Annotated in this window: 13 protein-coding genes, 2 tRNA genes and 1 pseudogene; 15 read left to right on the top strand and 1 reads right to left on the bottom strand. The window is 55.9% G+C overall.

All coding sequences use genetic code 11. The features are described 5' to 3' along the window. Positions 1-32 precede the first annotated feature (32 nt). The 3 genes from HNQ50_RS16505 to HNQ50_RS16495 are packed head-to-tail and all read left to right on the top strand — an operon-like array spanning position 33 to position 3,355. On the top strand, positions 33-1,550 hold the full coding sequence (locus HNQ50_RS16505) for an NADH-quinone oxidoreductase subunit M (protein WP_184102301.1): 1,518 nt from the start codon (positions 33-35) through the stop codon (positions 1,548-1,550). A gap of 44 nt (positions 1,551-1,594) precedes the next feature. Further along, positions 1,595-3,049, top strand: a complete 1,455-nt coding sequence (gene nuoN, locus HNQ50_RS16500) for an NADH-quinone oxidoreductase subunit NuoN (RefSeq protein ID WP_184102300.1) — start codon at positions 1,595-1,597, stop codon at positions 3,047-3,049. Between the two features lie 6 nt (positions 3,050-3,055). Next, the gene (locus HNQ50_RS16495; protein WP_184102299.1) at positions 3,056-3,355 is read left to right on the top strand and encodes a DUF2818 family protein; all 300 of its coding nucleotides are present in this window, start codon (positions 3,056-3,058) and stop codon (positions 3,353-3,355) included. Between the two features lie 43 nt (positions 3,356-3,398). Here HNQ50_RS16495 and HNQ50_RS16490 read toward each other — a convergent pair whose 3' ends face one another. Then, entirely contained in the window at positions 3,399-4,172 is a 774-nt protein-coding gene (locus tag HNQ50_RS16490; RefSeq protein WP_184102298.1) for a hypothetical protein, read from the bottom strand. A 217-nt stretch (positions 4,173-4,389) separates the two neighbouring features. Between HNQ50_RS16490 and HNQ50_RS16485 the strand changes: the two genes are divergently transcribed. The 12 genes and pseudogenes from HNQ50_RS16485 to HNQ50_RS22560 all read left to right on the top strand — a co-directional run. After that, positions 4,390-4,466, top strand: a tRNA-Val gene (locus tag HNQ50_RS16485). A 207-nt stretch (positions 4,467-4,673) separates the two neighbouring features. Then, complete coding sequence (gene thrS / locus HNQ50_RS16480; RefSeq protein ID WP_184102297.1) at positions 4,674-6,572, top strand: threonine--tRNA ligase; 1,899 nt, start codon at positions 4,674-4,676, stop codon at positions 6,570-6,572. 96 nt (positions 6,573-6,668) lie between these two features. Further along, entirely contained in the window at positions 6,669-7,190 is a 522-nt protein-coding gene (gene infC, locus HNQ50_RS16475; RefSeq protein WP_184102387.1) for a translation initiation factor IF-3, read from the top strand. A gap of 184 nt (positions 7,191-7,374) precedes the next feature. Then, entirely contained in the window at positions 7,375-7,572 is a 198-nt protein-coding gene (gene rpmI, locus HNQ50_RS16470; protein WP_184102296.1) for a 50S ribosomal protein L35, read from the top strand. Between the two features lie 16 nt (positions 7,573-7,588). Continuing rightward, positions 7,589-7,948 carry a 50S ribosomal protein L20 gene (gene rplT / locus HNQ50_RS16465; protein WP_184102295.1) on the top strand — a complete coding sequence of 120 codons (360 nt, stop codon included), beginning with the start codon at positions 7,589-7,591 and terminating at the stop codon, positions 7,946-7,948. A 167-nt stretch (positions 7,949-8,115) separates the two neighbouring features. Beyond that, positions 8,116-9,111, top strand: coding sequence for a phenylalanine--tRNA ligase subunit alpha (gene pheS, locus HNQ50_RS16460; RefSeq protein ID WP_184102386.1), 996 nt, complete (start codon positions 8,116-8,118; stop codon positions 9,109-9,111). A gap of 15 nt (positions 9,112-9,126) precedes the next feature. Continuing rightward, positions 9,127-11,481: a phenylalanine--tRNA ligase subunit beta gene (gene pheT, locus HNQ50_RS16455; RefSeq protein WP_184102294.1), complete on the top strand. Its 2,355-nt coding sequence runs from the start codon at positions 9,127-9,129 to the stop codon at positions 11,479-11,481. Between the two features lie 63 nt (positions 11,482-11,544). Beyond that, positions 11,545-11,862 (top strand): integration host factor subunit alpha, encoded by a 318-nt coding sequence (locus HNQ50_RS16450; protein ID WP_184102293.1) that lies wholly within the window; start codon positions 11,545-11,547, stop codon positions 11,860-11,862. Then, the gene (locus HNQ50_RS16445; protein WP_184102292.1) at positions 11,828-12,214 is read left to right on the top strand and encodes a MerR family transcriptional regulator; all 387 of its coding nucleotides are present in this window, start codon (positions 11,828-11,830) and stop codon (positions 12,212-12,214) included. Before HNQ50_RS16450 ends, HNQ50_RS16445 begins: the two co-directional genes overlap by 35 nt. A gap of 49 nt (positions 12,215-12,263) precedes the next feature. After that, positions 12,264-12,340: transfer RNA gene (locus HNQ50_RS16440), tRNA-Pro, on the top strand. A 329-nt stretch (positions 12,341-12,669) separates the two neighbouring features. After that, positions 12,670-13,869, top strand: coding sequence for a DUF262 domain-containing protein (locus HNQ50_RS16435; protein WP_184102291.1), 1,200 nt, complete (start codon positions 12,670-12,672; stop codon positions 13,867-13,869). Next, positions 13,866-14,015 (top strand): annotated as a pseudogene (locus tag HNQ50_RS22560) (AAA family ATPase); the annotation flags it as partial. The gene HNQ50_RS16435 and the pseudogene HNQ50_RS22560, both read left to right, overlap by 4 nt. Between the last annotated feature and the right edge of the window lie 8 nt (positions 14,016-14,023).

The following is a 14,023-nucleotide window of genomic DNA, read 5'->3' as shown; positions in this document are numbered from 1 at the left end:
AGTTCAGAGTAATTAAAACAAGCAGGTAGACTATGACGGGTAATCTTCTGAGCCTCACGATCTGGCTGCCGATTCTGGCGGGCGTGGTGGTGCTGGCAACCGGGGGCGATGACAAGGCACCAGCCGCGCGCTGGCTGGCCCTGATCGGCGCGCTGCTGGGGTTTGCAGTTTCGATTCCGCTTTACACCGGTTTCGACACGTACAACGGTGGCATGCAATTCACCGAGTTCAAACCCTGGATTGCAACGTTCAACATCAACTATGCGCTGGGCGTCGATGGCCTGTCCGTATGGTTCGTGATCCTGAACTCGTTCACCACCCTGATGGTGGTGCTGGCGGGCTGGCAGGTCATTGAGAAGCGCGTGGCCCAGTACATGGCCGCGTTCCTGATCATGTCCGGCCTGATCAATGGCGCGTTTGCTGCGCAAGACGCCATCCTGTTCTACGTGTTCTTCGAAGCCATGCTGATCCCGATGTACCTGATCATCGGGATCTGGGGTGGTCCGAACCGCGTGTACGCGTCGATCAAGTTCTTCCTCTACACCTTGCTCGGCTCGCTGCTGACACTGGTGGCCTTTATCTACCTGTACGGTCAGACCCAAGGCTCCTTTGCCATTGCAGACTTTGCGCGCGTTCCGCTGACCATGACCGCGCAAACCCTGCTGCTGATCGCCTTCTTCTTCGCGTTTGCGGTGAAGGTGCCGATGTGGCCGGTACACACCTGGTTGCCGGATGCCCACGTGGAAGCGCCGACGGGTGGTTCCATGGTGTTGGCGGCCATTACCCTGAAGTTGGGTGCCTACGGTTTCCTGCGGTTTGCCCTGCCGATCCTGCCGGATGCCTGCCGCGAATACGCCTGGGTGTTCGTGCTGTTCTCGCTGATCGCCGTGGTCTACATCGGTATGGTTGCGCTGGTGCAGACCGACATGAAAAAGCTGGTGGCGTATTCGTCCATCTCGCACATGGGTTTTGTGACCCTGGGCTTCTTCATGTTCGCTGGCGGCACGCAACTCAACCAGTTTGCGGTTGAGGGTGCCATCGTGCAGATGATCTCCCACGGTTTTGTATCCGCCGCCATGTTCTTCTGCATTGGTGTGATGTACGACCGTGTGCACAGCCGCAAGATCGCCGACTACGGCGGTGTTGTGAACAAGATGCCGATTTTTGCCGCCTTCATGATGTTGTTTGCCATGGCCAACTCTGGCCTGCCGGCAACCTCCGGTTTCGTGGGCGAGTTCTTTGTGGTGCTGGGTGCAATCCAGGTTAACTTCTGGTTCGCCTTCTTCGCCGCCACCACACTGGTCTTCGGCGCTGCTTATACCCTGTGGATGTACAAGCGCGTGATTTTTGGTGATGTTGCCAACCATCATGTGGCCGAACTCAAAGACGTGAACAAGCGTGAACTGCTGATCCTGGTGGTTCTGGCCGTGACCGTGCTGGGCATGGGTCTGTACCCCAAGATGTTTACGGATCTGATGCATCAATCTGTGAACGACCTGATCTGGCATGTTTCGCAGTCCAAGCTGCCAACACCCCAGTTGCCGCAATAAGCAGCCACACTAATAGCACTGACGAATATATAAGGGTTTAGAGCATGACCTGGACCAGTCTTAACGCATGGGCTGCCGCACCGGAGATCTTTCTCCTGGTGGCTGTGTCAGTCATTTTGCTGATCGATCTTTTTATCACCGACGCCAAACGTCACTTCACCTATCTGCTGACCCTGGTGGCACTGGCTGTGACAGCCTGTCTGCTGGTCAATAGCCTGGCCCAACCCTCGCAACTGGCATTCAGCGGCATGTTTGTGGCTGACCCGATCGCGGGCGTCGCCAAGATCGGTATGGTGCTGGGTGTTGCGCTGGTGCTCATTTATGGCCGCACCTACGCAGAGTCCCGCGGTATCTACAAAGGCGAGTTGTTCAGCCTGACGCTGTTTGCGTTGCTGGGCATGATGGTGATGAGCTCCTCGCTCAACTTCGTCACGCTGTACGTCGGTCTGGAACTGTTGTCGCTGTCGCTGTATGCGTTGGTGGGTCTGCGTCGCGACAATGTGCACGCCACTGAAGCCGCCATGAAGTACTTCATTCTGGGCGCGCTGGCTTCCGGCATGCTGCTGTACGGCATGTCCATGGTCTACGGCGGCACGCACAGCCTTGATCTGCTGATCATTGCCCAGCGCATCATGAGTGGTGAAGTCAATCATCTGCTGGTCATCTTCGGTCTGGTGTTTATCGTCACCGGTATTGGTTTCAAGCTGGGTGCCGTGCCATTCCATATGTGGGTGCCGGACGTGTACGAAGGTGCACCGACGCCGATCGCCCAATTGATTGGCTCCGCGCCGAAGATCGCCGCTTTCGCCTTTGTGATCCGCATTCTTGCCCAAGGCCTTGAAGCCTATGTGCAAGACTGGCGCTACATGCTGGTGCTGATGGCCGTGCTCTCGCTGGCTGTGGGTAACCTTTCCGCCATCGCCCAGACCAATATCAAGCGGATGTTTGCGTACTCCACCATCTCGCACATGGGTTTCCTGTTGCTGGGTATCCTGGTGGGCACACCGGTCGGTTATGCCGCCGCTTTCTTCTACGCCGTGACCTATATGCTGACCACTGCCGCCGGCTTCGGTGTGGTGATGCTGTTGTCGCGTGAAGGCTTCGAAGCGGATCGTATTGAAGACTTCAAGGGCCTGAACCAGCGCAGCCCATGGTTTGCGCTGATGATGCTGTTCGTGATGTTCTCCATGGCGGGTATCCCGGTGTTCATCGGCTTCTTTGCCAAGCTGGCCGTGCTGGAAGCGGTGGTGAACATGGGCCTGACCTGGCTGGCCATCTACGGTGTGCTGATGTCGGTGATTGGTGCCTTCTATTACCTGCGTGTAGTCAAGGTCATGTACTTTGACGATGCCGAAGACAAGAGCCCGCTCGTTGCTGGTATTGATACCCGTGTCGTCCTGTCGCTCAACTGCCTGTTGCTGATTTTGATTGGCTTGGCACCGGATCGTCTGCTGTACGTTATCTCTGCCGCCGTCGCGCATTCCTTGCTGCCGGCCTAAGCACAGATGCTGGAGATCATCCTCCTTTGCGGATTGGCGGTTCTGGCCGCCAATTTGCCATTTCTGAGCGATCGGGTAGGGTTCTTCATTCCGCCTGCGGCACTCAAGATGAATTTCGGCTGGCGTTTGCTGGAGCTGGTAGTGCTGTATCTGGGGGTCGGTCTGATCGCCCGGGTGCTGGAGGCGCGGGTCACCAGCGTACAACCGCAGCACTGGTGGTTTTATGTGGCCACCGCTGCGTTGTTTATCGTGATGGCCTGGCCAGGGTTTGTCTGGCGCTATTTCTGGCGTAAACCCGGATTGTAAAAAAGGCTCCTTCGGGAGCCTTTTTTGTCATTGGCAGAAGGCGTTACCGTTTGAGACCTACGCCAACCAGTGCGTCGGTTCTCCCCGGCGTTGTTGCCGCCACAATCAAGGCACCATTATTGACCAGGGCAATCCCGGTGGCGCTGTCACTTCGGCCACAGCTCCGGCTATCAAACCTGACCGTAACATCAAAGATATTTTTTCCAGACGGTCTTGGCTGGATCGAACCTTGAATCAGACAGCCATATTGGCCGATTGCAGAGATTTTTCCGGACGGATCGACGGTAATGGAGAACTCATCAGAGTCGGTGAGCGTGCCGCCCGCGCCTTGATAACTGCCCGCGATTGAGGAGAGCGTCGCTGGCGTGTCGTACATGGTCTGGTAAGCGCCGCTGAAGTTGACAGAGCCCAAGCTGCTGTTTTGATAGGTCGCAGTGCCGTTGACGGTAGATTTCGGGATAAATGTCGCAGAAAGATTCTGCAACGGAAGCGCACGATTCCCCAGGTTGAAGTCGATCCCGTTACTGACGACAAACGTACCGTTTGCGTCTGCCTGCGCGCCATGCCCCTGCATGAGACCGAAACTTGTTCCGGTGTAGATTCCCCAAGCGTCTCCGTTTTCGAGGAAGATGGAAATGAAACTTTGGGCACCGTTGCTGGTGGTGCCGCTGTAAACGCCCTGGCCGGCAAATGCGGTTTGAGAAGTCGGTGTTGTAGCGCTTGTATCGCTTCCGCCCCCACCCCCACACGCAGCAAGGAGAAGTGCGAAAAGGGTCGTTGCCAGTAAGCCGGTGTTCCGGGATGAGTTCTGTTTCATGTTGGTAAACCCGTTGAGTGACTATTGATGAAGTGCGGTCAGCTTGAACGGGCATGATCAGAAGATTACGGAGCGGCGGTTTGTATCAGGATCAAACAAGCGCTTCAGATTCTTGTCAGGTAAAACCTGGTTTTTCTTATTACGGGTATTTGCACCGTTTTTCACAAAAAGGGCTTGCGGACCCGTTGGCTTGTCGCTATTATTGCGTTCCTTCGACAGGCACGTAGCTCAGCTGGTTAGAGCACCACCTTGACATGGTGGGGGTCGTTGGTTCGAGTCCAATCGTGCCTACCAACGAATTCAGTAAAGGAAATCAAGCCATGTTTCGAACTACCACGACTACCGGTAAATAAACGCGGTAGCCGTGCTATGGCTTTGGTTTTATAAAAAAGTGCGGCGCTGCCCGCACTTTTTTTTTGCCGCTCGCAAAGCGGTTCCTTCGGCAGGACACATCCAGTCCGCCGGATTGACTGAAACACCCGATTTCAAGGCGACAAGATCATGATCTCGATTACGCTTCCTGATGGTTCCAAACGACAATTCGACGCGCCGGTCTCCGTTGCCGGTGTCGCTGGCAGTATCGGCGCCGGTCTGGCCCGCGCTGCGCTGGCAGGCAAGGTGGACGGCAAACTCGTCGACACCAGCTTCGTGATCGATCATGACGTGAATCTTGCCATCGTCACCGACAAAGACGCAGATGGCCTTGAGGTTATCCGCCACTCCACGGCCCACTTGCTGGCCTATGCGGTCAAATCGCTGTTTCCGGAAGCCCAGGTCACCATCGGTCCGGTCATTGAAGACGGTTTTTATTACGACTTCAGTTACTCCCGTCCGTTTACGCCAGAAGACCTGGCGGCCATTGAAAAGAAAATGGCAGAACTGGCCAGGCAAGATATCCCGGTCGAGCGCTATGAACTCTCGCGCGATGACGCAGTGGCTTACTTCAAGGGTATTGGCGAGAAATACAAAGCCGAGATCATTGAATCCATCCCCGCTGACCAGACGCTGAGCCTGTACCGCGAAGGCGATTTCACGGATTTGTGCCGTGGCCCGCACGTGCCGTCCACGGGCAAGCTGAAGGTATTCAAGCTGATGAAGGTTGCCGGTGCCTACTGGCGTGGCGACTCGAAGAACGAGATGCTGACCCGTGTTTACGGCACGGCCTGGGCAAAGAAAGAAGACCTTGAAGCCTACCTGCATCGCCTGGAAGAGGCAGAGAAGCGCGACCACCGCAAGATCGGCAAGGCGCTGGACCTCTTTCACATGCAAGAAGAAGCGCCGGGCATGGTGTTCTGGCACCCCAAGGGCTGGCAGCTGTGGCAATCGGTTGAACAATACATGCGTCGCCGCCTGATCAAGGCCGGCTACCAGGAAGTGCGCACGCCGCAAGTGATGGACCGTGTTTTGTGGGAGCGCTCAGGCCACTGGGAAAACTACCAGGAAAACATGTTTATTACGGAATCGGAAAAGCGTACCTACGCTGTGAAGCCGATGAACTGCCCAGGCCACGTACAGATTTTCAATAGCGATCTGCGCTCCTATCGTGATCTGCCATTGCGTCTGGCCGAGTTCGGTGCCTGTCACCGCAACGAGCCTTCCGGCTCGCTGCATGGCCTGATGCGCGTGCGTGGCTTCACGCAAGATGATGCGCACATCTTCTGTACCGAAGGTCAGTACATTGAAGAAGCCAAGTCGTTCCACGCGCTCGCCATGAGCGTGTACGAAGACATGGGCTTTAACGACGTCTCCATCAAGCTTGCGCTGCGCCCCGAAAAGCGCGCAGGTAGCGAAGAGGGCTGGGACAAGGCCGAGCAAGGCATGCGTGAAGCACTGCGCGCCTGCGGTGTGGAATGGGAAGAGTTGCCCGGAGAGGGCGCGTTCTATGGCCCGAAGATCGAATACCACATCAAGGATGCCATTGGTCGTTCCTGGCAATGCGGTACGCTGCAGCTGGACTTTGTCCTGCCAGAGCGCCTGGGTCCGGAATACGTTGCGGAAGATAACAGCCGGCAAAAGCCGATCATGCTGCACCGTGCCATCGTCGGTTCGATGGAGCGTTTCCTCGGTATTCTGATCGAAAACTTCGCCGGTTCCTTCCCCTTGTGGCTGGCCCCGACGCAGTTGGTCGTCATGAATATCTCGGAACACCAGGCCGATTATGCGGCTGAAGTGGTCCAAAAGCTCACTCAAGCAGGTTTCCGTGTACAGGCGGACTTGAGAAACGAGAAAATAACCTATAAAATTCGCGAACATAGCTTGCAGCGCTTGCCGTATCAACTGATTGTTGGCGACAAGGAAAAAGCTGGTGGCTTGGTGGCCGTGCGTAGTCGCAGTGGTGAAGACCTCGGACAAATGACGGTTGATGCGCTGGTAGAGCGCCTCAAAACCGAATTGTTGTAATCCTGAATCGGGTCAACTTGACCCGGTCAGATTGCATGAGGCAACACCCATGACCGTTCGCACGGTTTTGTTTTTGGATGATTTGGAGAATTCAAGATAGCTGCTCAAGATAAGGAGCCGCGGATCAACGGCGAGATTACCGCGCGCGAAGTGCGTTTGCAGGATGCCCAGGGTGAACAACTGGGCGTGATCAGTTTGTACGACGCTCTGGCCAAGGCTGAAGAAGCGGAACTGGACCTGGTTGAAATTGCGCCCAATGCGACGCCGCCGGTTTGCCGCATCATGGACTACGGCAAGTACAAGTACGAGAAGTCCAAGAAAGATCACGCGGCCAAACTCAAGCAGAAGCAGATCCAGGTCAAGGAAATCAAGCTGCGTCCCGGTACGGACGAGAACGACTACCAGGTCAAGCTCAAGAGCCTGGTGCGTTTCTTGAACGAAGGCGACAAGGCCAAGATTACATTGCGTTTCCGTGGCCGTGAAATGGCTCACCAGGAAATCGGTATGGCGCAGTTAAAGCGCCTTGAAGCCGATCTGGTGGAATTGGCGGTGGTAGAACAATTCCCCCGCCTGGAAGGTCGCCAGATGGTCATGATGCTGGCCCCGAAGAAGAAATAAGCTTCGTCGGCTGGTATCGGTGAGATAGTTTCAAGCGGGGGTGCGGCTGCCCCCGCTGATGTTCTGGGCAATGGGCAACCAAAGGCCAGAACAAGCAGCCGCAATAAAAGCGTGGTGGCGGGCTCAAAGTCCCTTGCAAGAGGGCGCCTTTCACCGGATCTAAACATACTTGGAGAGCATACAAATGCCCAAGATGAAAACCAAAAGCGGCGCTGCCAAGCGCCTGAAAGTCCTTGGTGGCGGTGGCGTGAAGCGCTCTAAAGCGTTCAAGCGTCACATCCTGACCAAGAAAACCACCAAGAACAAGCGTCAACTGCGCGGCACCTGCATGGTCGATTCGACCAACATGGGTCACGTACGTGCGATGTTGCCCTACGCGTAACTAAAGGAGAAGAACCATGCCTCGCGTTAAACGTGGTGTAACCGCCCGTGCTCGTCACAAGAAAATCCTGAATCTGGCGAAGGGCTATCGCGGCCGTCGCAAGAACGTATACCGCATTGCCAAGCAAGCGGTAATGAAGGCCGGCCAATACGCCTACCGTGACCGCCGTCAGAAGAAGCGTCAGTTCCGTCAGTTGTGGATTGCGCGTATCAACGCTGCATCCCGTGAACTGGGTCTGGCTTACAGCAAGTTCATGAACGGTCTGAAGAAGGCCGGTATTGAAGTTGACCGCAAGGTTCTGGCCGATCTGGCTGTGTTCGACAAGCCGGCTTTTGCCAAGTTTGTTGAAACCGCCAAGGCTAGCCTCGCAGCCTGATTGCAATGAGCGCCGTGCAATAACGGCGGCGTATCAACGCAGTGAGCAAGATCAGGGAGGCTTCCCGGCCTCCCTTTTTTATTGGTTTCCGGGTCTTGAGTCATCAGGACACGACCGAAGAATTGTTGATTTCCAGGCAGGAGCGCGCGATACGCGCGACATTCGATATGGACGTACAAGCCCTTCTTGCGCAAGGCCTCGCCGAACTGAATGCAACCAGTGAAGCCGCCGCACTGGAAAACGTAAAAGCCAAATATGTAGGCAAAGAAGGCGCGATCACCGCGCTGCTCAAACAACTGGCCACGCTGCCGCCGGAAGAGAAAAAAACCTTCGGTGCCACCGTCAACCAAGCCCGCCAGGCGTTTGAAGCCACCCTGAATTCCCGTCGTGAAGCGCTTGCCCAGGAAAAGCTGGCCCGCCAGCTGGCATCGGAAGCGCTCGACATCACTTTGCCCGGCCGTGCACACGGTCAGGGCGGCCTGCACCCTGTGACCCTGGTGCAGCATCGCATGGAAACCCTGTTTGCTTCGCTGGGCTTTGCCGTGGCCGATGGCCCGGAAATCGAAAACGATTTCCACAATTTTGAAGCACTCAATATTCCCAAAGACCACCCGGCCCGCGCCATGCAGGACACCTTCTACGTAGAAGGTTCGACCGCTGCCGAGCCGCTGGTCCTGCGCACGCACACCTCGCCCATCCAAGTGCGCTACATGCTCGATAACAAGCCGCCGATCAAGATCGTCGCGCCAGGTCGCGTGTACCGCGTGGATTCGGATGCCACTCACTCCCCCATGTTCCACCAGATGGAAGGCCTGTGGGTGGAAGAGGGCGTGTCGTTTGCCGATCTGAAAGCGGTGATTACCGATTGGCTGCGCAATTTCTTTGAGCGTGACGATCTGCAAGTGCGGTTCCGTCCCTCGTTCTTCCCGTTTACCGAACCGTCGGCCGAAGTCGACGTGCTGGGCGAACGCGGCTGGCTGGAAATCGGCGGTTGCGGCATGGTGCACCCGAATGTGCTGCGCAACGTAGGCATCGACCCCGAGACCTACACCGGTTTTGCCTTTGGTTTTGGCCTTGATCGCTTTGCCATGCTCTATTACGGCGTGAACGATCTGCGGCTTTTCTTCGAGAACGATCTCGCTTTCCTGCAGCAATTCAAATAAGTCAGGGCGAATACCATGAAATTCTCTGAACAGTGGTTGCGTAGCTGGGTTAACCCCAAGCTCGAATCCGAAGCGCTGGCGCATCTGTTGACGATGGCCGGGCTGGAAGTAGAAGAAGCCGATCCGGCTGCTCCGGCATTTACGCAAGTGATCGTGGCCGAAGTGCTCACAGTCACCAAACATGAAAACGCCGATCGCCTGAACGTCTGTACCGTCAACGTGGGTGAAGCCGAGCCGATCCAGATCGTTTGTGGCGCACCCAACGTGGCCGCAGGCGTTCGCGTGCCGTGCGCGCGCGTCGGCGCCGTGCTGCCCGGCGACTTCAAGATCAAGCAAGCCAAGGTCCGGGGTGTTGAATCCAGCGGCATGCTGTGTTCGGCCAAAGAACTGGGTATTAGCGAAGAATCCAATGGTTTGCTGATTCTGCCAGCCGATGCCCCGGTGGGCGTGTCGCTGCGCGAATACCTGAATCTGGACGACACGCTGCTCACGCTCAAGCTCACGCCGAACCGTGCTGATTGTCTGTCGATCCGTGGTATTGCGCGTGAAGTGGCTGCGCTGACCGGCGCTGAACAGCACCCGATAGCCATTGCTGCGGTCGCACCGACGATTGACGATGCCATCAGCATCAAGCTGGAAGCCGGCGCAGCCTGCTCGCGTTACGCCGGTCGTGTTGTGCGCAATATCAATCGCCAGGTCGCCACGCCGGACTGGATGAAGCAACGCCTGGAGCGCTCCGGCATTCGCAGTATCTCTGCTGTAGTCGACATCACCAATTACGTGATGCTCGAACAAGGCCAGCCGATGCACGCGTTTGATGCCAACAAGCTGCAAGGCGGCATCCTGGTGCGCTTTGCCCGGGACGGCGAAAAACTCACGCTTCTGAATGGCAAAGAGCTGGAACTGACCGCCGACATGCTGGTGATCACCGATGGCGTCCGCCCGGTGGCGCTGGCTGGCATCATGGGTGGTGCCAATTCCGAGATCGACGACAACTCCAACGATATTTTCCTGGAGTCCGCGTTCTTTGCGCCGGCCGATATCGCTGGCAAGGCTCGCCGTCTGGGTTTCTCCTCTGATGCTAGCCACCGGTTCGAGCGTGGGGTGGACTTTGGCCATGCCCGTGAAGCGCTGGAACGTGCCACCCGCCTGCTGGTGGATATCTGCGGTGGCCAGGTCGGCCCCGTGGTTGAAACCACCACCACGCTGCCAGCCCGCAAGCCCGTGGCATTGCGCGTGTCGCGCGTGGCACGCGTACTGGGCCTCGATTTGCCAGCGGCCGATGTGCTTTCGCTGCTGCAACGTTTGGGCCTGTCTGCCGAACTTGATGGCGATGTCATTACGGTGACCCCGCCAAGCTTCCGTTTCGATATCGAAATCGAAGAAGACCTGATCGAAGAAGTCGCCCGTGTATACGGTTACGACAATATCCCGGTAAACCCGGCGGGTAGCCGCATTGCCATGCTGCCGCAGCCCGGCAATGCCCGCGACAAGTTCGCGCTCAAACGCATTCTGGTGGCTGCCGGCTACCAGGAAGCCATCACCTATTCCTTTGTGGAAGAGAAGTGGGAGCAAGAACTGGCAGGCAACAATGCCGCCGTCAAACTGATCAACCCGATCGCCAGCCAGATGAGCGTCATGCGTTCGTCTTTGCTGGGCGGTCTGATCAGCGCGTTGCAATACAATCTGAACCGCAAGGCCGAACGCGTGCGCCTGTTTGAACTGGGCCGTGTGTTCCATGGCGTGTCGGATCGGGCCCAGCCAGAAAAAGTGGCTGGTCTTGCCTGGGGTACGCGTGATCCAGAGCAATGGGCTACGCCCAAGGCGACGGTGGATTTCTTTGACGTCAAAGCCCACGTGGAAGCACTGATTGCACCGCGCGTGGCAGAATTCCGCCGTGCCAGCCACAGCGCCCTGCATCCGGGCCGCTCTGCCGATATCATCGTTGATGGCATTGTGGTCGGTTGGGTGGGTGAACTGCATCCGCAGTGGGTTCAAGGCTATGACCTGGTGCAAGCGCCGGTAGTGTTTGAACTGGACGTTGCGCCTTTACTGGCAGTCACTCCGGTTCGCGCCAAAGCGGTAAACCGCCTGCAAGCGGTGCGCCGTGACCTTGCGTTGGTGGTCGATGAAAGCCAGTCACTTGCAAGCCTGCAAAACGCTTTTGCAAGCGCCGCGCAACCTTTGGTAACCAGTATCGAACTCTTTGATATCTACCGTGGCAAGGGTGTCCCGGAAGGGAAAAAGAGCCTTGCATTCAAAGTGTTGTTGCAAGATACTCAGAAGACTCTGACCGACGAGGAAGTCGAAGCTGCCGTGGCTGCGCTGATTGCTGCCGCGCACGCTTGTGGTGCGACATTGCGCGCGTAACCCGTTTCTTTTTTTGATGTGCACGCCCTGTGCCGACTCACATAAGTTTTTGAGATAACAACAATGACGCTTACCAAAGCAGACCTCGCCGATTTGCTGTTTGACAAGGTTGGCCTGAACAAACGCGAAGCCAAAGATATGGTCGAGGCGTTTTTTGAAGAAATCCGTACCTCCCTTGAAGAAGGGGACGTCGTCAAACTGTCCGGTTTTGGCAATTTCCAGCTGCGCGACAAGCCGCAACGGCCTGGTCGCAACCCCAAGACCGGCGAAGAGATTCCTATCTCTGCACGTCGTGTGGTGACGTTTCATGCCAGCCAGAAACTGAAGGGACTTGTTGAACTGCACTATGCAAAGCAACAGCAACGTCATTCCAACCAGTGAACTGCCCTCCATCCCGGCCAAGCGCTACTTCACCATCGGTGAAGTGAGCGACTTGTGCGGCGTCAAGCCGCACGTCTTGCGCTATTGGGAGCAGGAATTCACCCAACTCAAGCCGGTAAAACGGCGTGGCAATCGCCGCTACTACCAGCACCACGAAGTGCTGCTGGTGCGGCGTATCCGCTCGCTGCTTTACGAACAAGGTTTCACCATCAGCGGCGCACGCAACCAGCTTGCTCATGCCGGTGAAGAAGCCGCCAACCCTGCAACCTCCATCCGGGAGGAGCTTCAGGCTTTGCTGGATTGGCTCAACGAGCCAATCGGCGCCGTAAATAACGGCCAACTGCAAAACTGAGCGAAAGGGGTAGGCAGACTAACAAGGTGCGGCTATAATCGCCCTTCCTCGGAATGTAGCGCAGCCTGGTAGCGCACTTGCATGGGGTGCAAGGGGTCGCGAGTTCGAATCCCGCCATTCCGACCAAACAAAACAAGGGCTTGTAAACTTCGGTTTACAGGCCCTTGTTGCATTTCTGGCTTGCCGATACTGCCAACCCCAACACCAGCCCCCACAAACGGAATCGGTTATGTTTTTCCGATTGCCCGGTTTTTTTCTGAGACAGGCTCTCGCTTGTTAGAAGCATGATGGGCGGATCAATTGGCGAGGTAATTCCAGATCGGAGCGAGAATGACACGTCGGGACGGTCTAGTTGAACGGAAACAGCCGCGACAGTGTTCGAGACCGGAGGTCTGCCGTAGAGGTAGGTAAGCTGCTAAGCTATTCCAAGACAATAATTTTTAAGGCCGTCTTAGATGTCAAACGAGATCGATCCTTCACTGCAATACGATGACGATGTAGCCCTGCCAATTGATGCTGTGGATGATGAAGACACCGGCAATGGTGAGTCTGGGACCAAGCCTTGGGATCCGAGCAAGATTCGCATAACCACCAAACATCTTTCACTTCGAGATATCGTTGACCAGATCACAGAGAAGGAAATCGAGCTGTCGCCAGATTTTCAGCGTGAGTTTGTGTGGAAAAAGCGTCAGCGTACCAGGTTGGTTGAGTCCATCCTTCTCGGTATTCCCCTCCCTGCGTTTTATTTCAATCAAGACGTGGACGGCACTTATCAAGTTGTTGATGGGGTGCAGCGTCTCTCGACCGTCTCATTGTTTATGAACAATCGTCATCAGCTTGATGGGGCTGATCTCGAGTATCTACAGAGCTTGGACGGCCTGACTTATGCTGAACTGGATGTTGCGGCAAGTCGGCGCTTTCGAAGTACGCAAATTGTTGTGCACGTAATTGAACCGCAGACCCCGGCAGAAGTGAAGTACGACATCTTTGGTCGTGTCAATACATTAGGTAGTCCGCTTTCGGCTCAAGAGATTCGCCACGCAATGAGCAAGCCTAAGTCACGAAAATTCATCAAAGAACTATCTGAATTTCCTTCGTTTGACGAAGCTACCGAGTGGCAATACTGGCGTAAAGACCGCGATGCGGAGGAGGGTCGGGTTCGCGATGGTGGACGGATGACCAATCGTGAACTGGTACTAAGATTTTGCGCTTTCCGCCGCTATACAGATGCGGACTATCGTAGTTACTCGAGCCTTGACGCATTCTTGGTTGAATTCATCCGCCGGATTGATGGTCGCTCGGACGGCAGTCCAGCCATTCCGGATGATGAACTCTTCGCCCTCAAAGAAGACTTCGAGAGGGCAATGATAAACGCGCACCAAATACTCGGTACTGCAGCCTTTCGACGTTGGCCTACGGAGCAAACGCGGCGAGGCCCGATCAACCGTGCTGTTTTCGAAGCTCAATCAATCGCACTGGCGGACTATGGGTTAAGCGAGCTGTTGCCTAAGAAAGAGAAGATTGTAGCGGCATTTCGGGCGGCGTTTGATGATCAGGACTATAGCCGTGTGGTTTCCGTTAGCACTGGTGACCCTGTTGCTGTAAACAAACGGCTCATGACTACGAAAGAAATTTTGCAAGAGGTCATGAAGTGATTACTGAGATACGCATCGAGGGATTTAAACGCTTCTCTGACAAAACGTTCAGAGCGGCCCCTCTAACCATCCTTACTGGATTGAACGGGTCGGGGAAAACATCTCTTATTCACGCGCTACTCCTGTGCTGGGAGGCTTCCAGTGGTAGAACTGG

The sequence above is a fragment of the Silvimonas terrae genome, from assembly GCF_014202765.1.
In the GTDB taxonomy this organism is placed as follows: Bacteria; Pseudomonadota; Gammaproteobacteria; order Burkholderiales; family Chitinibacteraceae; genus Silvimonas; species Silvimonas terrae.
The sequence above is the reverse complement of the archived record's forward strand: the minus strand, read 5'-3'. Positions and strand labels throughout refer to the sequence as shown.

Coding starts and splice junctions, on each gene's coding strand:
- HNQ50_RS16505 (WP_184102301.1), top strand. CDS start 33: ATGACGGGTAATCTTCTGAGCCTCACGATCTGGCTGCCGATTCTGGCG.
- nuoN (WP_184102300.1), top strand. CDS start 1,595: ATGACCTGGACCAGTCTTAACGCATGGGCTGCCGCACCGGAGATCTTT.
- HNQ50_RS16495 (WP_184102299.1), top strand. CDS start 3,056: ATGCTGGAGATCATCCTCCTTTGCGGATTGGCGGTTCTGGCCGCCAAT.
- HNQ50_RS16490 (WP_184102298.1), bottom strand. CDS start 4,172: ATGAAACAGAACTCATCCCGGAACACCGGCTTACTGGCAACGACCCTT.
- thrS (WP_184102297.1), top strand. CDS start 4,674: ATGATCTCGATTACGCTTCCTGATGGTTCCAAACGACAATTCGACGCG.
- rpmI (WP_184102296.1), top strand. CDS start 7,375: ATGCCCAAGATGAAAACCAAAAGCGGCGCTGCCAAGCGCCTGAAAGTC.
- rplT (WP_184102295.1), top strand. CDS start 7,589: ATGCCTCGCGTTAAACGTGGTGTAACCGCCCGTGCTCGTCACAAGAAA.
- pheS (WP_184102386.1), top strand. CDS start 8,116: ATGGACGTACAAGCCCTTCTTGCGCAAGGCCTCGCCGAACTGAATGCA.
- pheT (WP_184102294.1), top strand. CDS start 9,127: ATGAAATTCTCTGAACAGTGGTTGCGTAGCTGGGTTAACCCCAAGCTC.
- HNQ50_RS16450 (WP_184102293.1), top strand. CDS start 11,545: ATGACGCTTACCAAAGCAGACCTCGCCGATTTGCTGTTTGACAAGGTT.
- HNQ50_RS16445 (WP_184102292.1), top strand. CDS start 11,828: ATGCAAAGCAACAGCAACGTCATTCCAACCAGTGAACTGCCCTCCATC.
- HNQ50_RS16435 (WP_184102291.1), top strand. CDS start 12,670: ATGTCAAACGAGATCGATCCTTCACTGCAATACGATGACGATGTAGCC.